15 protein-coding genes are annotated in these 18,673 nt (G+C 62.9%); 4 read left to right on the top strand and 11 right to left on the bottom strand.

What is annotated here, in order from left to right; translation table 11 throughout:
- Positions 1–61 precede the first annotated feature (61 nt).
- Positions 62–2,524 carry an AI-2E family transporter gene (locus AC27VO_RS14890; RefSeq protein WP_488667500.1) on the top strand — a complete coding sequence of 821 codons (2,463 nt, stop codon included), beginning with the start codon at positions 62–64 and terminating at the stop codon, positions 2,522–2,524.
- A 27-nt stretch (positions 2,525–2,551) separates the two neighbouring features.
- Here the strand turns inward: AC27VO_RS14890 and AC27VO_RS14885 are convergent, their stop codons facing one another.
- Positions 2,552–3,688, bottom strand: a complete 1,137-nt coding sequence (locus AC27VO_RS14885; protein ID WP_488667499.1) for an iron-containing alcohol dehydrogenase — start codon at positions 3,686–3,688, stop codon at positions 2,552–2,554.
- Positions 3,689–3,910: 222 nt separating this feature from the next.
- Between AC27VO_RS14885 and AC27VO_RS14880 the strand changes: the two genes are divergently transcribed.
- Together AC27VO_RS14880 and AC27VO_RS14875 are read left to right on the top strand one after the other, a co-directional pair.
- On the top strand, positions 3,911–4,840 hold the full coding sequence (locus AC27VO_RS14880) for an alpha/beta hydrolase (protein WP_488667508.1): 930 nt from the start codon (positions 3,911–3,913) through the stop codon (positions 4,838–4,840).
- A gap of 22 nt (positions 4,841–4,862) precedes the next feature.
- A complete protein-coding gene (locus AC27VO_RS14875) occupies positions 4,863–5,717 on the top strand; it encodes a YbgC/FadM family acyl-CoA thioesterase (protein WP_488667498.1) in 855 nt (284 codons plus the stop codon).
- An 87-nt stretch (positions 5,718–5,804) separates the two neighbouring features.
- Here AC27VO_RS14875 and AC27VO_RS14870 read toward each other — a convergent pair whose 3' ends face one another.
- Together AC27VO_RS14870 and AC27VO_RS14865 are read right to left on the bottom strand one after the other, a co-directional pair.
- On the bottom strand, positions 5,805–7,193 hold the full coding sequence (locus tag AC27VO_RS14870) for a methyl-accepting chemotaxis protein (protein WP_488667497.1): 1,389 nt from the start codon (positions 7,191–7,193) through the stop codon (positions 5,805–5,807).
- A 413-nt stretch (positions 7,194–7,606) separates the two neighbouring features.
- Positions 7,607–8,527, bottom strand: a complete 921-nt coding sequence (locus AC27VO_RS14865) for a DMT family transporter (RefSeq protein ID WP_488667496.1) — start codon at positions 8,525–8,527, stop codon at positions 7,607–7,609.
- A gap of 223 nt (positions 8,528–8,750) precedes the next feature.
- Here AC27VO_RS14865 and AC27VO_RS14860 point away from each other — a divergent pair, with 223 nt between their 5' ends.
- Positions 8,751–9,971, top strand: a complete 1,221-nt coding sequence (locus AC27VO_RS14860; protein ID WP_488667495.1) for an MFS transporter — start codon at positions 8,751–8,753, stop codon at positions 9,969–9,971.
- 66 nt (positions 9,972–10,037) lie between these two features.
- Here AC27VO_RS14860 and AC27VO_RS14855 read toward each other — a convergent pair whose 3' ends face one another.
- From AC27VO_RS14855 to pheA, 8 genes are all read right to left on the bottom strand, one after another.
- The gene (locus tag AC27VO_RS14855; protein ID WP_488667494.1) at positions 10,038–10,544 is read right to left on the bottom strand and encodes a flavodoxin family protein; all 507 of its coding nucleotides are present in this window, start codon (positions 10,542–10,544) and stop codon (positions 10,038–10,040) included.
- 170 nt (positions 10,545–10,714) lie between these two features.
- Positions 10,715–11,872 (bottom strand): lipopolysaccharide assembly protein LapB, encoded by a 1,158-nt coding sequence (lapB, locus tag AC27VO_RS14850; RefSeq protein ID WP_488667493.1) that lies wholly within the window; start codon positions 11,870–11,872, stop codon positions 10,715–10,717.
- Entirely contained in the window at positions 11,862–12,164 is a 303-nt protein-coding gene (locus AC27VO_RS14845; RefSeq protein ID WP_488667492.1) for a LapA family protein, read from the bottom strand. The genes lapB and AC27VO_RS14845 overlap by 11 nt, the downstream gene beginning before the upstream one ends.
- Before the next feature lie 82 nt (positions 12,165–12,246).
- Positions 12,247–12,567 (bottom strand): integration host factor subunit beta, encoded by a 321-nt coding sequence (locus AC27VO_RS14840; RefSeq protein ID WP_488667491.1) that lies wholly within the window; start codon positions 12,565–12,567, stop codon positions 12,247–12,249.
- 102 nt (positions 12,568–12,669) lie between these two features.
- A complete protein-coding gene (gene rpsA, locus AC27VO_RS14835; RefSeq protein WP_488667490.1) occupies positions 12,670–14,352 on the bottom strand; it encodes a 30S ribosomal protein S1 in 1,683 nt (560 codons plus the stop codon).
- Between the two features lie 159 nt (positions 14,353–14,511).
- Positions 14,512–16,548 carry a bifunctional 3-phosphoshikimate 1-carboxyvinyltransferase/cytidylate kinase gene (locus AC27VO_RS14830; protein WP_488667489.1) on the bottom strand — a complete coding sequence of 679 codons (2,037 nt, stop codon included), beginning with the start codon at positions 16,546–16,548 and terminating at the stop codon, positions 14,512–14,514.
- Between the two features lie 18 nt (positions 16,549–16,566).
- Entirely contained in the window at positions 16,567–17,472 is a 906-nt protein-coding gene (locus AC27VO_RS14825; RefSeq protein WP_488667488.1) for a prephenate dehydrogenase, read from the bottom strand.
- A gap of 9 nt (positions 17,473–17,481) precedes the next feature.
- Positions 17,482–18,585, bottom strand: a complete 1,104-nt coding sequence (gene pheA / locus AC27VO_RS14820) for a prephenate dehydratase (RefSeq protein ID WP_488667487.1) — start codon at positions 18,583–18,585, stop codon at positions 17,482–17,484.
- Positions 18,586–18,673: the final 88 nt, after the last annotated feature.

Here is an 18,673-nt window from a genome sequence, read left to right as displayed (position 1 = left end):
TGACAGGCGCGGCAGGGCAGAGGGTGCGATTCTGGGCGCCACTTTCACCTTGTTGCCCGCCATGCCGCACGAACCGTCTTTGCCCCCCGCTGCTCCGGCCCCCGAGAGCACCCGGGCCCATGCCCCCTGGCGCGAGCGCCGGGCACGCACGGCCAGTCCCAGTGATCTGAGCGTCTCTTCGTTGGTGGCGGTGTTGCCCGCACTGCGCTGGCTGATCGGCCTGCTGATTGCCAGTGTGCTCATTGCCGCGCTGTACTTCGGGCGCGATATTCTGATTCCCCTGGCGCTGGCCGTGTTGCTGGGCTTCTTGCTGGACCCGGCGGTTTCACGCCTGAAGCACTGGGGGCTGCCGCGCATGCTGGCCACCTTGCTGGTGGTAGCCATGGCGCTGGGCGCGCTCTTGGGTATGGGGTTTTATCTGGGCAAGCAGGTGCAGGGCCTGAGCGCAGATTTGCCCACCTACCAAAACACCATCAAGCAAAAGCTCAAAAACCTGCGTGCACTCAGCAGCGGCCCCAGTGCGTGGGATGGTGCTATTAAAACCTATAGCACCGTAGAGACCGAAATCACCAATGCAGCGGCCGATGTTGCCCGCAACGCGCCCAAGGTGCAGAAGGTGGAGGTGGTGCGCGAGGAGGCCAAGCCGCTGGAGGTGGTGGTGCAGTGGCTCAGCAAGGTGAGTGAGCCGGTGGCCATGATCGGCATCGTGCTGCTGTTTGTGATTTTGATTTTGCTGGATCGCGATGACCTGCGCGACCGGTTGCTGCGCCTCATGGGGGGCGATTTGCATGTGGCCACCGATGCGCTGGATGAGGCCTCGGACCGCATCGGCAAGTATCTGCGCATGCAGTTCATTGTGAACGTGACGTATGGCCTGCCCATGGCAGCGGGCCTGTGGTTCATTGGCGTGCCCGGGGCGGTGCTGTGGGGGGTGTTGGCCACCATCATGCGCTTTGTGCCTTATGTCGGGCCGATGATTTCGGCCGTTTTCCCCCTGGCACTGGCCTTTGCGGTAGCCCCTGGCTGGGACATGCTGCTGTGGACGCTGGGGCTGATCTTGTTGCTGGAGCTGATCAGCAACAACGTGATTGAGCCCTGGCTGTACGGCAGCAGCACGGGTCTGTCGACGCTGGCCATCATCATGGCGGCCACGTTCTGGACCGCGCTGTGGGGGCCGATTGGTCTGATTTTGTCGACCCCTTTGACGGTCTGCCTGCTGGTGCTGGGACGCTATCTGCCCGGCCTGCAGTTCATGGAGGTGCTGCTGGGCAGCCAGCCGGTGCTCGATGCGCCGCACCGTCTGTACCAGCGGCTGCTGGCCGATGATGTCAACGGCGCCATCGACCTGGCGCAAAGCGACATTACCCAGCGCATGCCTGGCAAGCCGGTGGTGCAAGATGCCGCCAAGGCCGTGGTAGATTTTTACGAGCACATTGGCTTGCCGGTGCTACAACTGGCCTACCAGCACCACACGGAAAACGCCACGGCCGAGCACCGCATGCGCCTGTCCAATGGCATGGAGGATGTGCTGGAAGACCTGCTGGAAGACTATCCAGCACCCACAGCGCAGCCCGTGGGGGCAGGGCTGGGCCGTGTGCACTGCGTGGGCGCGCGCTGGGAGGTGGATGCGCTGGCGGCAGACATGGTCATGCACAGCCTGCAGCTGCATGGCATGCCGGCTACCTCGGCCAGCCATGCCCTGACAGCGGCCGTGGGGCCTGAAGAGACGGCGGGCTGGGGCGATGTGCAGTGGCTGGTGGTGGCGTCGTTCCAAGCGCACCCGCAGGCCATGGTGCGCCAGCTGCTGCGCCGGGTGCGTCGCAACTATCCCCAGGTGCAGGTGGTGCTGGCCTTATGGAACGCCGTCCCCGAAGTGCTGCAGGACGAGGTGATCGAGCGCATGGGCGCCACCAGCGTGGTGACCAGCATGCAGGAGCTGCTGCTGCGCATGCAGCAGATGCAGGCCCCTGAGCAGGCCCGGCAAGGCTATGTGCCTGCTGCGCTGCCAGAGAACGAAGGGGCGCGCATGCAAGCGCTGCAGCACAGTGGCGCGTTATCCCCGGCGCTGCTGCCGATCTACAAGGAGGCAGCGCTCAAAGCGGCCAACGCGTTCAATGTGAAGTATGCGCAGGTGTCTCTGGTCGATCATGACTGGGTGCACACCCCTGGGAGCTTGCTGCTGCGCAGCGCGAGTGCGCAGGGCGCGCCAGGGTTGCCGCGTGACAGTTCCATCTGCTCGTACGTGGTGCGCGATGGGGAGGATCTGGTGGTGGAGGACGTGGCCCGTGACCCCCGCTTTGCCGACAATCCGGCGCTGTCAGAGGCTGAGGTGAAGTTCTACGCCGGGGTGCCCCTGACCACCAAGCACGGTGAGGTACTGGGCACGCTGTGCATCATGCATGACGCACCGCGCGCCATGGACGGCGATGAGATGGATGTGCTGCACGACATGGCCCAGGAGCTGGTGGCCAGCGTGCGTGCCGCGCGCAAAAACGCTGCCCCTCCGCCACCGGAGGCCGTCTAGGCCCATGGCGCGGCCACGTTGGCGGGGTTACATGGATGTGGCCAGCATGTCCTCGTAATCCTCGGCAGAGGCAATGCGTGGGTTGGTGCCGTGGCAGTGGTCTTTGAGTGCACCATCAATCACCGAGCGGAACCAGTCGCGCTCCACGCCCATCGCGGCCAGACCGGTGGGCAGGCCCAGGCGGGCATTCATGTCGCGGATGGCGGCCGGAATGTCGCTGGCGCTGCGCAGTCCCATGGCGTGGGCCATTTTTTCCAAACGCTGTTCACGCTGTACCGATTCCGCCTGTGCGTTAAAGCGCAGCACAGCGGGCAGGAACATGGCGTTCAGGGTGCCATGGTGCAGGCGCGGCGCTACCCCGCCCAGGCTGTGGCTGAGGCTGTGCACACAGCCCAGCCCTTTTTGGAAGGCCATGGCGCCTTGCATGCTGGCGCTCATGAGCTGGCGGCGGGCTTCGGCGTCCTGGCCGTGGCGGGTGGCGCGCTCTATGTGCGCCCAGCCACGGGTCAGGCCGTCCAGCGCAATCCCGTCGGCAGGGGGATTGAAGGCCGCCGACATAAAGGTCTCCATGCAGTGGGCAATCGCATCCATGCCGGTGGCCGCCGTCAGCACGGGGGGCAGTCCGTAGGTGAGTTCCGGGTCGCAAATGGCGGCCTTGGGCACCAGATGCCAAGAATGGAAGCCCAGTTTGCGGTGGTCATCCACGATGATGATGGCCCCGCGTGCCACCTCGCTGCCGGTGCCGCTGGTGGTGGGCACGGCGATGATGGGGGCCACCGCATCGGTGATCTTGGCAGAGCCGCCTTCGATGGTGGCGTAGGTGGTCAGTGGTCCGGGGTGCGTGGCAGCAATCGCCACCCCTTTGGCGCAGTCGATGGCGCTGCCACCGCCCACCGCAATCAGTCCGTCACACTGGTGCTGCTGGTACAGCTGGGCGGCTGCGCGCACCGCCGCCTCGGTGGGGTTGCTGGGGGTGGCATCAAACACGGTCACGGGCAGGTCGGCCAGCGCATCCAGGGCTTTTTGCAGCACGCCTGCAGCTTTCACGCCGGCATCGGTCACCACCAGGGGGCGGGTGATGCCCACACGCTGGCACTCCTGCGCCAGCAGGCGCACGGCGCCAAAGTCAAACTGAATCTGCGTGACGTAATTGATAAAGGCCATGCTGCTCTCCAGGCAAACGCGTTGTGAACGGTCTTTATCTTGGCCAAAGTGGCGGTGGGCAGCCACCTTGGGAACCCTGAGGGCAGGCGCCATATCGTCGCGCAAGGGACAAGCCATGGGCCTGCAACGGCCCTGTGATTGCTGCATGATGTGCAGCTTTGTGATTGCTGCTTGCGTGCTGTGAACGAAGAACACGAACTGAACCATCCTCTCACCCCTGCCATGCGCGATGTGTTGCGCCGCATGGTGCGGGCCAACCGCCCCCATCTGCACACCCTGACACCGCAGCAGGCACGCGTTGCCTATGAAGCGGGTGCGGGCGTGCTGGAAATTGCCAAGCAAGAACTGGCGCGTGTGCAGGATGTGCACATTCCGGCCCGCGATGGTGCGCAGCTGCCAGCGCGCCTGTACGCGCCGCACATGCAGGGTGATGTGCCCGTGCTGCTGTATTTGCACGGCGGCGGCTTCACCATTGGCAGCGTGGCCACGCACGATGTACTGTGCCGCCAGCTGGCGCACCTGGCGGGCTGCGCAGTGCTGTCGCTGGACTACCGATTGGCGCCGGAGCACCAGTTTCCGACGGCCAGCAACGATGCCTGGGATGCCTTGCTGTGGCTGCACCGCCATGGCCAGACGCTGGGTCTGGACACCACGCGCATGGCCGTGGGTGGCGACAGTGCGGGCGGCACCCTGGCAGCGGCGTGCGCTATCTTGGCGCGCGACGCTGGCATTCCGTTGCAGCTGCAGCTGCTGATTTACCCCGGCACCTGCGCCCACCAAGACACCGATTCGCACTTTCGCTACGCCAGCGGACTGGTGCTGGAGCGCGCGGGCATTCAATGGTTTTTTGACAACTATGTGCGCGACGCGGCCGACCGCGAAGACTGGCGCTTTGCCCCCTTGCTGGCCCCCGATGTGGAGGGCGTGGCCCCCGCATTTTTCTGCCTGGCCGAGCTGGACCCGCTGGTGGATGAAGGCGTGCAGTACGCCGACATGCTGCGCATGGCCGGCGTGCCGGTGGAGCTGGAGATTTACAAGGGCGTGACGCACGAGTTCATCAAAATGGGCCGTGCCATTGCCGAAGCACGCCAGGCGCATGCCGCCATGGCGGCTGCGCTGCGCAGCGCGCTGGGTACCAGCGCCACAGTTTGACTATTGATAGGAAAGAGCATTCATGCGTCCTCAAGACTTTCGCTGCCGCCAGCGCCTGACCGTGCGCTGGGCCGAGGTAGATGCCCAGAAAATCGTCTTCAACGCCCACTACCTGATGTATGCCGATGTGGCCGTGACCGAGTACTGGAAGCAAATGGCCATGCCGTATGCGCAAAGCTGGGCGGCCCTGGGGGGGGAGCTGTTCGTCAAAAAAGCCAGCGTCACCTACCACGCCTCGGCGCAGATGGGCGATGTGCTGGACGTGGGCATTCGCTGCGTCAAGCAGGGCACCACCTCGCTGCAGTTTGAGGCGGGCATCTTCCGGGGGCAGCAGCTGCTCAACACGGTGGAGCTGGTGTATGTGTTTGCCGATGCCACGCAAACCCCGCAGCCGGTGCCGCAAGCTCTGCGCGACATGCTCACCGCGTTTGAGGGCGGCGAAGCGATGGTGGAGCTGCGCTCGGGCCACTGGAATGATCTGGGGCGCTTGGCGGAGCGCCTGCGCATGGAAGTCTTTGTCAAAGAGCAGGGCGTGCCCGCCGAGATGGAGATGGACGAGTTTGACCCCATCTGCCGCCATGTTGTGGCCGTGAATCGCCTGGGCTACGCGGTGGCCACGGGCCGTCTGGTGACCGATGCACCGGGCGTGGCCCGCATTGGCCGCATGGCGGTGGCGCGCGAGATGCGCGGCGGCCAGCTGGGGCGCCAGGTGTTGGACAAGCTGATCGCGGCTGCGCGCGAGCGCGGTGACCGCTCGGCCGTGCTGCACGCCCAGGTGCATGCGCAGAGCTTTTATGCCCGTGCAGGTTTTGTCCCCGAAGGCGAGGTGTATGACGAAGCGGGCATTGACCACATCACCATGCGCAAGCCGCTGTAGAAGTTTTAGGAGCAACTAACGCTCAATAACAAAGGGGTTCAGGCCAATTGTGGTCTGAACCCCTTTGTTTATCAGCGCAAGCTGCTCTTAAATTTTAAAAGCCTGTACGCACTGCGCCATGTGCACGGTCTGGTCTTGCAGGCTGGAGGCGGCGGCGCTGGATTGCTCGGCCAGCGCGGAGTTCTGCGACATGGAGGTCTCCAGCGCATGCATGGCCTCGGTGATGTCGGCCATAGCGGCATTTTGTTCCTGGCTGGCGCTGACGATCTCGTGCATATGGCCCGTGGCATTGTGGGCTGCGTGCAGCAGCTCCTGCATGGCCGCCAGCGCCTGCTGGCTTTGGGTGGCACCGGTCTGGATGGAGGCCTCGGAGGCCTGAATCAGCGTGCGGATCTGCTTGGCCGATTCGGCCGAACGCAGCGCCAGGCGGCGCACTTCTTCGGCCACCACGGCAAAGCCCCGGCCTTGCTCGCCAGCACGCGCGGCTTCCACCGCGGCGTTGAGCGCCAGCAGGTTGGTCTGGAAGGCCAGGCCATCGACCACGCCCACGATCTCGGAAATCTGCTGCGACTGCTGGTGGATGGCGCCCATGCTCTGCGCCAGATCGCTCATCACGTTCTGACCTTTTTGCGCGGCCTCGGCGGCGTGACGGGTCATGGTGTCGGCCTCGGTGGCCAGTGTGCGTGCCTGCTCGGCGCTGGCCATGATGCGTGTGGCGGCGTTGGCGGTTTCTTCCAGCGCGCTGCAGGCGGTCTCGGTGCGGGCCGACAGATCGCCGCTGCCCATTTCGATCTCCTTGCTGGCCGTATGCACCTGCGTCACGCTGTGGGTGACAGTCCGCACGGTTTCATTGAGCTTCAAGATAATCGCTTTTAAATCCATGGCCAGCGGTGTACTAACGCGCTCATGGGGGATATTCAAATTGAATTGACCCCCATCGTGAATGGCGCGGACCAATCCTTGTAACTCAATGCCTTGCTGAAATGACTGCACCATGTTTTTGATAATAAAAACCTCAACAGCAGTCTGGATAATCACAAATGCCGCATGCAGCACGATTTTCATGAAGTCTGCTTGCGTGGTGCAGTAAATGCCATAACCCCAGGCTTGCAGGCGGTCAAACAAAATATGGTGAATGGCAAAAAATGCTGCACACGCCACCACCACGCGCCATTGGCGGTACACCATCACCAGGGCCAAGGTCACGAAAACGCCAAAGTGAAACTCCACCGTACCCAGCGAAACTTGGATCTGCAAGGCCACTGTGGCGCACAGCAGCAGCGGTAAAGCATAGCGCGCCAGCGCCGTGCCACGGCTGCTCCAGAAGACCAGGGCTGCCAGACCCACCAGCGTGGGCGCAGCAACCAGGGCCACATCCATATCGCTGTGCTGCCAGCCAATGGGCAGGGCCAGCAGGGCCGAGATAATCACCAGTACCAGCATTAATGCATCGGCCTGGCGGCTGACGTCTTGCATGGCTTGGTCCACATTATGGTTACGACCACTCAGGGAATGGGACGGGCTCGCTGGCGCTTGAATTGCGAATGCATTCATAAGAAAACCCCATGAAAAACGGGGCCGTAAATACTGCGGATTGGGGTGTGAATGCAGCAGCTTGGTGATTATTGGTGGAAAGTTTTATTCCAAGTGCTGCGGTAAAACGCCGGAGCATAACGATATGCGCGTACAGCACATATATGGTGCAGACTAAATATGAGTTAATTACTCTGCCTGATTGTTAACTAATGAAAAATTGGTGTTTTATTGATTTTGGTGCTAGGGAAATCCCTTGGCAAAAAAGCCTTGGCATTTGTCCAAGGCTTTTCCTGAGGGTGCGCTGGCCAGTGTTGTGCAGCCAGCTATGGTTTTTTAAGGGCGCTCAGCGCGCGTCATGCCCGTGCACGGCCCCAGTTCATGACCGCGGTGCCTGCAATCGCCATAGCGCCGCCCTGCAGCATGGGGGTGTCGATGGTCTCACCCAGCCAGTAGGCTGAAATCAGCACGCCAAACAGCGGCACCAAGGTGATGTAGCCAGAGGCAGCGCCTGCGCCCAGGGCTTTCACCCCATCAAAGTACCAGGCATAGGCCAGAGCGGTGGCGCCAAAGGCCAGAAACAGCAGGGCGCCCCAGGCCGTGCTGCCGCTGTGCACAGCGGTTGAAAAAGCTTGCGGCCCTTCCACCACCAGGCTGGCGATGAGCAAAAAGATGGCGCCAATGCTGCTGGTGACGGTGGTGGTGGACAGTGCATCCACGCCGGTTAGCATCCAGCGGCCAATCAGGGTGTAGAGCACCCAGCAGACCACACAGCCCAAAATCAGCAACTCGCCCACGCCCATGGCGCCTTGCAAAATCTCCAGCGGCCGCCCATGCGAGAGCACCACCATGGCCCCTATAAATGCCAGCAGCATGCCGATGGCGATGATGGCGTTCAGCCGTTCTTTGAACAGCCAAACGGCCATCAGCAGTGTCATGACGGGGTTGAGTGTGATGACCAGTGCCGCCTTGCCTGCGGGCAGATGCTGCAGGCCAGACAGAAAGAACGCAGCGTAGCCAAACACGCCGGTAGCACCGGCTGCCGCCATGCCCATCCAGCGCTGGGCGCTCCAGTGTTTAAGTTGGCCCAGGCCGCCGGCCCAGTACAGCCAGGGAATCAGCACCAGCGCCGCCAGTGCAAAACGCAGGCAAGCGCCTGCCAGGGGAGGCATGGTTTGCGCAATGATGCGCCCGGCCGGCCAGGAGGCACCCCACAACACCGCCATACCAATAAGCCGCAGGTGCGGGCCAAAACGCGAGTTCGATTGCATGCCCATGACTATGCACCAGCGCAGCCGTTTTGCGGCCTAGCGCGTGACAGTGCGCTGCAGATTTTTTAATCAAATGCCTGCTAGCCAAGTATTGGCCAGCGTGGGCTGCTCTGCTTTTATAGGCTTGGCTTGGCTTGCTCAAGCTCTGCACGTGCGTGTCTGCAGGCAGGCGCTGCGCTCGCTAGGATGCAGGCAGGAAAGGCGTGCCGCTTGCCGGCGCTGATGTGCAATGTTGGAAGAAAAGAAAGCGCGCAGCCTGCGTACAGCTTTGTTTGCAGTGTTTGTGGTGCTGGGCGTAGCGACGTCCTCCTGGGTCACGCGCACCCCGGCGCTGCGCGATGCGCTGCAGGCCAGCACCGAGCAGATGGGGCTCATTCTGTTTGGGTTTTCGATGGGTTCGATGGCCGGCATTCTGACGGCCAACTGGCTGGTGGAGCGCTGCCGTGCCCGCCGCGCCACGGGGCTGGGCATGACCGTAAACCTGCTGGGCCTGGCGCTGCTGGGGCTGGGTACAGGCCTGGCCAGCACGCCGGTGGTGGTGGCCGGCTTCATGGCCTTTGGGGTGGGCATGGCCTGGTCCGATATTGCCGTGAATGTGGAGGGCGGTGCGCTGGAGCAGTTGCAACAGCGCACGCTGCTGACCACCTTGCATGGGTGCTTCAGCTTGGGCGGTGTGCTGGGGGCGCTGCTGGGCACCTTGATGGCCTGGCTGCAGGTGCCTGTGGCGGCCCACTTGCTGGGGGTGGCGCTGGCAGGGGCGGGGGGGACGGCTCATTTTGTGCGGCTCGTGGACAACCACAGCGCTGCGCAGACACCGTTGCAGAACCCGGCCGCTGCGGCTGCAGAGCCCGCCAGCGGTTTTGTGTTGCGGGCCTTTCAAGACCCGCGGGTGCTGTTGATTGGCCTGTTTGCGCTGGGCTTGTCGCTGACCGAAGGGGCTGCGCACGACTGGTTGCCGCTGCTGATGGTGGATGGCTACCAGTTCAGCGAGGCGCAAGGCACTTTGATCTACATGTTGTTCACCCTGGGGGTGACGGTGGCGCGCTTGAGCGGCCAGTGGCTGCTGCAGCGCTTTACGCGGCTGGCACTGATGCGTGCCAGCGCGGTGCTGGGTGGCTTGGGACTGCTGCTGGTGGTTGTGGCGCAGCACCCGGCGCTGGGGGCCGTGGCCGTGCTGTGCTGGGGTCTGGGCGCGGCGCTGGGCTTTCCCCTGTCGCTGTCAGCGGCGGCAGAGGGCGGCGGCAACAGCGCGCAGCGTGTGGGCGCCGTGGCGGCGCTCGGTTATGTGGCGATCCTGGTCGGCCCGCCCGCACTGGGGCTGATTGGTGAGGTCTGGGGCCTGCGCCTAGCCATGCTGCCGGTGCTGGCGGCATGCTGTGCGGCCTTGGTGCTGACCTTCTATTTCAAACCCCAACCGCTGGCGGTGCGCGAAGTGCCGCACCGCCGCTAAGTGGCATAGCGCAGTGCAGCACAGCGCAGCGCAGTGGGTGCGGCTGCCTACGCCTGCAGCGGGTTGCTAGAAAATGCCCAGGTGCAAGCCGCTGGCAAAAGCGGCGCCCAGCGTGTGGCAGGCGGCCAGATCGTCGGCGTGCAGTTGCTTGGGGGCGGCGATGGCCGCTGGGGTTTGGGCGTGGGTGCAAACGATCAAAGGCTCGGCCACGGCCTTCAGGCGCCAGCCTGTGGCAATGCGTGCCACCTGGCGTGCGGCATTGCTGCCGTCGCTGCCCGCGCAGACCAGCGTGGCGTAGGGGCGACCGTTGATCTGTTCCAGCGCCCCGTAGTAGCAGCGGTCGAAAAAATCCTTCATCAGGCCACTGATGGCAGCCAGGTTCTCGGGCGTGGCAAACACATAGCCGTCGGCAGCCAGCACATCGGCGGTGCTGGCATCGCGCGCGTGCAGCAGCCGCAGCTGCACGGGACTATCGCTTTGCGACAGCGCGCCCTCGCGCAGCGCCTGCACCATCTGCAGGGTGCCGCCGGTGTGGCTGTGGTAGACGATGAGCAGGGTGGGGGCAGCAGTCATGGACCGCAAGCATGGCGCAAAGCGCGCCAAAGCTCAACCGGGTGAGGTATGAAAAAAAGAGCTGCCAGCGTTGGTTGTTGCTGTGTTTCAGTCACTTTGATGGCTGAAACCCTTGCAGAACCTGTGCTGGCAGCTCTTTTTTTAGAGAGCGCGGCGGTGGGCGGCGCTGGTTACAGCTCTTCCACGCGGCGTGCGGGGTAGCTGTCCCAGCTTTGGCAACCGGGGCAGTGCCAGAAGTGCTGGCGGGCCTCAAAGCCGCAGGCGGCGCAGCGGTAGCGGCTCAGCGGTTTGCTGGCGTGTTCCAGCGCTTTTTGGACGGCTGGGTGGTGTTCTTCGTGCGACAGCGTCTCGCCAGCCAGCCACTTGGTGGCAGCAACCAGCGATGGTTCTTTGGACAGGTGCTGCACATACCAGTCGCGGCTTTGGCCTTCCCCTTCGGTCGGGGCGGTGTTCAGGGCCACCAGCGCATCCAGCAAATCGAGCGAAGGCATTTGCGCGTAGCGGGTGCGCAGCAGCTGGGCCGCGGCGGCCTGCTGGCCGGTAGCGGCGGCTACCTCCAGCATCAGCGGGGCGGCCAGGGGCAGGCCCTGGGGCGTGGCCTGGGCCAGTGTCTGCAGCGTCTGCCAGGCGTCTTGCGACTGGTTCAGGCGGTGCTGAATGTGCGCCAGCTCAATGCGGGGGCGTGGTGTTTGTGGCGCAATGCGTACGGCGTCCTGCAGCAGCTGGTGGGCGGCATCGAGCTGCGCGTGGCTGGCTTGCTCGGTGGCCTGCTCGCACAGGTAATGCGCCAGGCGGCCGCTGAAGTCGCCCTGGCCAGAGGTCTGCATGCGCTGCGCAATGTCGGCCGCCTGCGCCCAGTCGCGCGAGCGTTCGTAGATGGCCATCAGCGCCAGGCGGGCTTCAGCCTCGTAGTCCGAGCCTTCCAGACGGCGCAGCGCTTCTTCGGCGCGGTCCAGCAGGCCTGCCTTCAGAAAGTCTTGGGCCAGGCCATGCTGGGCGCGGTCGCGGTCTTCCTTGGACAGGTCGGCGCGCGAGAGCAGGTGTTCATGCACACGCACCGCACGGTGGTACTCGCCACGGCGGCGGAACAAGTTGCCCAGTGCAAAGTGCAGGTCGGCGGTTTCAGGGTCGTTTTGCACGGCCTCGATGAAAGCATCAATGGCTTTGTCTTGCTGCTCATTGAGCAAGAAGTTCAAACCCTTGAAATAGGCTTTGGGCGCCTGGCGGTTGTCTTGGCGCACCTGGCGCAAGTCCATGCGTGAGGCCAGCCAGCCCAGTACAAAGGCCAGTGGCAAGCCCAGAAGAATCCAACTGAGATCAAAGTCCATGGATGGTCGGGGGAAGTGGGTCAGGGGTGGTGGGCGTGGCTGCAGCGTCATCGGACGCGGCAGGCTGGCTCAGCTTGGCAGCGGTGCTGCGTTGTTTCCACCAGCGCGGCACCATGACGAGCACGCCAGCGATCAGGCCGCCCACAAATGCGGCCAGCACGACCAAGACCAGCGGCGCCTGCCAGAACGTGCCAAAGAAAAAATGCACGGTGACGGTTTGCTGGTTGTTGAGCGCGAAGGCAAACAGGGTGAAAAAAATGGCTGCCTTGAGCAGCCACAGCAGGTATTTCATGCGAGCCCTTCCTTGTTGCCCTGAATTCTAGGCGCACAGGGGGGCTTGCGGGCAATCCGTGTCTGTCAGACAGCTGCTGGCGTCAAAGCACAGCGGCGGATGCGGCTGCAGTGTCAGCTGCAGGCTGGAAATCGACAGCTTCGCGCAAAGCCTTGCCAGGCTTGAAATGCGGGACGCGCTTTTCGGGAATATGTACGGATTCGCCGCTGCGTGGATTGCGGCCAATGCGGGCAGGGCGGCGCGAGACGGAGAAACTGCCAAAACCGCGAATTTCAATACGCTGGCCTTGTACCAAGGCATCACTGACGGCGTCTTGAATGGTTTTGACGGCGTGCTCGGCGTCACGCTGGGTGAGTTGGGCAAAACGGGCTGCCAGCTCTTCAACTAAATCAGATCGGGTCATAACTCAATCATCCCAAGCAGGACTTGGAAAAAACGGCGGGCGCCGTGAAAGCGCCCGCCGAGGGTCTTAGCAACCACTCAAAGTGTGGTTGTCAGAGACTTTTTACTTGTCGGCGTCCAACTTGGCGCGCAGCAAAGCACCCAGGCTGGTTGTACCGGCATTTTCCTTGGAGGACTGAGCCGACAGGGAAGCCATGGCTTCTTGCTGCTCAACCATATCCTTTTGCTTGATGGACAGTTGGATGTTGCGGGTCTTGCGATCCACGTTGATCACCACAGCAGTCACTTCGTCGCCTTCCTTCAGGATGGAACGAGCATCTTCCACGCGGTCGCGGGACAGTTCGGACACGCGCAGGTAACCCAGGATGTCGTCGCCCAGGTCGATTTCAGCGCCCTTAGCGTCCACAGTCTTGACCTTACCGGTCACGATCTGGCCCTTGTCATTCACGGTTGCGAATGTGGTGAAAGGATCGCTGTCCAGTTGCTTGATGCCCAGGGAGATGCGTTCGCGCTCGACGTCCACGCCCAACACGATGGCTTCAACTTCTTGGCCCTTCTTGTAGTTACGAACGGCGGCTTCGCCAGTTTCGTTCCAAGACAGGTCAGACAGGTGAACCAGACCGTCGATGCCGGCAGCCAGACCCACGAACACGCCGAAGTCGGTGATGGACTTGATGGGGCCCTTCACGCGGTCGCCGCGCTTGGTGTTCTGAGCAAATTCTTGCCATGGGTTGGCCTTGCATTGCTTCATGCCCAAGGAGATGCGACGCTTGTCTTCGTCGATTTCCAGAACCATGACTTCGACTTCGTCGCCCAGGGACACGAGCTTGGAAGGAGCGATGTTCTTGTTGGTCCAGTCCATTTCGGAAACGTGCACCAGGCCTTCGATGCCGGGTTCCAGTTCCACGAATGCGCCGTAGTCGGCGATGTTGGTGACCTTACCGAACAGGCGAGTAGCCGAAGGATAACGGCGAGCAACGCCCATCCATGGATCGTCACCCATTTGCTTCAGACCCAGAGACACGCGGTTCTTTTCGGTGTCAAACTTCAGGATCTTGGCAGTGATTTCTTGACCAGCTGTCACCACTTCGGATGGGTGACGTACGCGACGCCATGCCATGTCTGTGATGTGCAGCAGACCGTCGATGCCGCCCAGGTCCACGAACGCACCGTATTCGGTGATGTTCTTGACCACGCCTTGAACGATAGCGCCTTCCTTCAGGGTTTCCATCAGCTTGGCGCGCTCTTCGCCCATGGAGGCTTCCACCACAGCACGGCGGCTCAGCACAACGTTGTTGCGCTTGCGGTCCAGCTTGATGACCTTGAATTCCATGGTCTTGTTCTCGTAAGGAGTCAGATCCTTAACGGGACGTGTGTCGATCAGCGAACCGGGCAGGAATGCGCGGATGCCGTTGACCAGAACGGTCAGGCCGCCCTTGACCTTGCCGGAAGTTGTACCGGTCACGAATTCGCCGGATTCCAGCGCCTTCTCCAGGGACAACCACGAAGCCAGACGCTTGGCAGTGTCGCGCGACAGGATGGTGTCGCCGTAGCCGTTTTCGATCGAACCGATCGCCACGGACACGAAGTCGCCAACTTGCACTTCGATTTCGCCCTGGTCGTTCTTGAATTCGTCGATTGGCACGTAGGCTTCAGACTTCAAGCCAGCGTTCACCACCACGAAGTTGTGCTCAACGCGCACGACTTCAGCGGTGATAACTTCGCCGGGACGCATTTCAGTGCGTTGCAACGATTCTTCAAAGAGGGCGGCAAAAGATTCAGACATGTAGTTCCTTGCCCGCTTACAGGTTTCCGGCAGCACTATTGCTGCACGTTTTTATGGCTGTAGGCGGAGGTGCAGGCAAAACCTGCGGTTAAAGGTTAGACAACCGCAGCACCAGTGCGCATCGAGCGCGGATGTGGCGTGCGGGCCAATGGTGCCCCCTTATGCGCGGCGCGCAAAAGGCTGGCGTTGCTCCCACCAAGTCAGTACCTGTTGCACGGCCTCATCGATCGTGCAGCTGGAGTTGTCCAGGTGAAGGGCATCTTCCGCGGGCTTGAGCGGCGCTGCTGCGCGTTGCATATCGCGCGCATCGCGGGCTTCAAGATCCGCAATAAGGTCTGCCATATTAGCAGAAAGTCCCTTGGAAATCAATTGCTTGTAGCGCCGTTCTGCGCGGCACTGCGCCGTGGCCGTCAGGTAGACCTTCAAAGGGGCGTCCGGGAAGATGACGGTGCCCATGTCGCGGCCATCGCCGACCAGCCCTGGCAGGCGGCGGAAATCACGCTGTACCTGCAGCAGTGCCTCACGCACCGCAGGGAAAGCGGCCACGCGCGAGGCATTCATGCCGGCTTCTTCGGTGCGGATGGCCAGGGAAATATCGTCGCCATCGAGCAGCACGCGCTGGTCTGGCGTGAAGGTAATGGCCTTGCTGCGCACAAGGTCGGCAATGGCCGGGGCGTTGGCTTCTTCCAGCGCGATGCCTGCACGGGAGGCGGCCAGGCCGGTGATGCGGTAGAGCGCGCCAGAGTCCAGCAAGGCAAAGCCCAGCTTTTCAGCAACGAGGGCAGCGACGGTGCCTTTGCCGGATGCGGTGGGGCCGTCGATGCAGATCACGGGGGCGGGAGAGGAGGGCTGGGTCACGCTGAACAAGGCTTCGAAATAGTCCGGGAAGGTCTTGCCCACGCATTTCGGATCTTCGATGCGCACAGGCAGCCCAGCCGGGTTGAACGCAGCCAGTGAAAAACACATGGCTACGCGGTGGTCGTCATAGGTGTGGATGCTGGCAGCTTTCCAGTCACTTGTCTGCGCAGGCGGCGTAATACGGATGAAGTCTGCGCCTTCTTCCACGTCAGCGCCCAGCTTGCGCAGCTCTAGGGTCATGGCAGCGATGCGGTCGGTTTCCTTGACGCGCCAGCTGGCAATGTTGCGCAGCGTGGTCGTGCCATCGGCATAAAGAGCCATCACGCCCAGCGTCATCGCAGCATCGGGGATGTGGTTGCAGTCCAGATCAATGGCCTTGAGGGGCCATGCGCCGCGCGAGACGTGCAGCCAGTTGGGGCCGCTTTCCACCACAGCACCCATGGCTTGCGCCGCTTCCACAAAGCGGATATCGCCCTGGATGGAGTCTTTACCCACGCCCAGGATTTTGATGCCATTTTGGCCTGTAGCGCCCGTCGATATTGCCCCAAGCGCTATGAAGTAGCTAGCTGATGAGGCGTCGGCCTCCACGTACACATCGCCCGGCGACTGGTAGCGGCTGCCAGCGGGGATGGTGAAGCGCTGCCAGTTGTCGTTGGCTACCACAATGCCAAAGCGGGCCAGCAGCTCCAGCGTGATGTGGATATAGGGCTTGGAAATCAGCTCACCCACCACCTCGATGTGCACGGCCTCGTCTTTGGCAATCAGGGGCAGGGCCATCAGCAGCGCCGTCAGGAACTGGCTGGAGACATCGCCGCGCACGCGAATGGGCTGGCGGCGGTCCAGTTGCGACAGATCTGCAGGCGCAATGCGCAGCGGTGGGTAGCCCTCGTTGCCCAGGTAGTCAATGTGGCAGCCCAGCTGGCGCAGCGCATCGACCAAGTCTCCAATGGGGCGCTCATGCATGCGCGGCACACCACTCATCTCAAAGTTGCCGCCCAGCAGCGACAGCGCTGCGGTTAAAGGGCGCATGGCGGTGCCGGCATTGCCCAGGAACAGCGCTTGCAGCGCGGTGCTGGTGAGCTGCCCACCCAAGCCGGTGATACGCAGCGGTTGGCCAGGCACCACGGCAGCAGGCTCGACCCCGCAGCCGATTTGCTGCAGCGCTTGGAGCATGACGCGGGTGTCGTCCGAGTCCAGCAGGTCGTGCACGACGGTGGTGCCCTGGCTCAGTGCAGCCAGCAGCAACACGCGATTGGAAATGCTTTTGGAGCCGGGTAGCTGCACGCTGCCGCTGGCGGTGGCCAGGTGGGGCAGGTCAAGGAAGGCGGTGGTGTACATGCGCAAGAACAAGCAAGGTTAGGCCAGGGTGCGGGGCGCAGCAGCATCTGCCGCCGTTGCTGGCGGGTTGAAGCGGCATTGCGCGCGGGCCGCACTGGCCAGGGTGATCATGTCTTCCAGGGCTTGGCCGTCATCGGCTTGCAGCACCTGCTCAAAGGCCTGCACCGCCTGCTGGAACTGGGCCGCTTGGGCCAGCACCTCGGCCTTGTTGGCCAGCAAGATATCACGCCACATCTTGGGGTCACCGGCAGCGATGCGGGTGAAGTCGCGAAACCCGGGGCCAGCAATGCTCAGGAAGGCATCGGCCTGGGGCTGAAGCATGACGCTTTGCATCATGGCAAACGCCAGCAGGTGGGGCAGGTGGCTGACCGCAGCAAAGGCGGCGTCATGGCTCTCGGGTGACATCACGCGCACATCGCATTCCAGTGCCTGCCACAGAGCTTCGGCCTTGTGCAGGTGGCTGGTCAAGGTGCGCTCGGTCGGTGTGAGGATGACCTTGGCGCCGCGGTACAGCTCGGCATCGGCGTGCTGCACGCCGGCCACTTCCTTGCCGGTGTTGGGGTGGGCGGGCACAAAGCTGGCAATCTGCGGGCCCAGCGCGTTGCGGGCGGCTTGCACCACATCGCCCTTGGTGGAGCCCACGTCCATGATCAGCATCTGCGGGGTGACCAGGTGCTTGATGGATTTGAGCGTGGATTCCGTGGCGCCCACGGGCACGGCCAGCAGCACCAGGTCGGCACCGGCAGCGGCCAGCAGCGCGGAGGGCGCTTCCACATCGATCACGCCCATCTGCAGGGCGCGGGCGGTGGTGGTGGGGGATTTGCTGTAGCCCACCACGCGCTTGACCAGACCGGCCTTCTTCAAGGCCAGGGCGAACGAGCCACCCATCAGGCCGCAGCCAATCAGTCCTAATTGTTCAAACATGGCGCCGCCTTATTCCGCAGGGGTGGGGTAGGTGCCCAGCACTTTGTAGAAGGCAGACAGGTCTTGCAGCTCTTGCAGGGCCGCCGCCACATGGGGCTGGGCGGGGTGGCCTTCCAGGTCGATGTAGAAGTAATACTCCCACTGGCCGGTGCGTGCGGGGCGCGACTCAAAGCGCGTCATGGACACGCCGTGCTTTTTCAAGGGCATCAGCAGGTCGTGCACCGCACCGGGGCGGTTGGGCACGGAGATGACCAGGCTGGTCGAATCCTTGCCGGTGGGCGCGGGTGTGGGCAGGGTGTGTGGCAGGCAGATGACGGCAAAGCGCGTGCGGTTGTAGGCGTCGTCCTGGATGGCGTGGCTGACGATGTGCAGGCCAAACTGCTGCGCGGCGCGTTCGCTGGAGATGCCCGCCCAGGTGGGGTGCAGGGCAGCCAGGCGCGCGCCTTCGGCATTGCTCTCGACCGGGCGACGCTCGGCGTGGGGCAGGTGCTTGGACAGCCAGGCGTGGCACTGGGCCAGCGCCTGAGGGTGGGCGGCCACCACTTCAATGTCTTCCATCGAGTTGCTGGCGCGCAGCAGGTTGTGACGAATCAGCATGCTGACTTCGCCCACGATGTGGCAGGGCGTGTTGCGGAACATGTCCAGCGTGCGGTTGACCACGCCTTCGGTGGAGTTTTCGACCCCCACCACACCGTACTGGGCGCTGCCCGCTGCGGTGGCGTGGAAGACCTCTTCAAAGGTGTTGCAGTACAGAAAGTCGGCAGCGCCACCAAAGTACTGCACCGCGGCTTCTTCGCAGAAGGTGCCTTCAGGGCCGAGCACGGCCACGCGCTGGGGCGACTCCAGCGCCAGGCAGGCCGACATGATCTCGCGCCAGATGGCGGCCACGTGTGCGCTTTTGAGTGGGCCGGGGTTGTGGGTCTTGATTTTCTCGATGACTTGCGCGACGCGGTCGGGGCGGAAGAAGGACGAGCCTTCTTGCTTCTTGATCGCGCCCACCTGTTCGGCCACATGGGCGCGTTGGTTCACCAGCTGCAGCAGCTGTGCGTCCAGGCTGTCGATCTGGTTGCGCAGGTGCAGCAACTCGGGCGTGGCTTGGGGTTCTGTGCTCATGGCTTCCTCGAAAAGTGGAGCTGTCAGCGCTGGTGTAGGTTGCGTCTTCAGTAGAAAACTCTCTCAAACCTAGGCTTGGAAAGCGCTG

Source organism: Comamonas sp. 14P8.1.4 (assembly GCF_057799285.1).
Note: the sequence above shows the minus strand (reverse complement) of the source record. Positions and strands in the feature narration are given on the sequence as shown.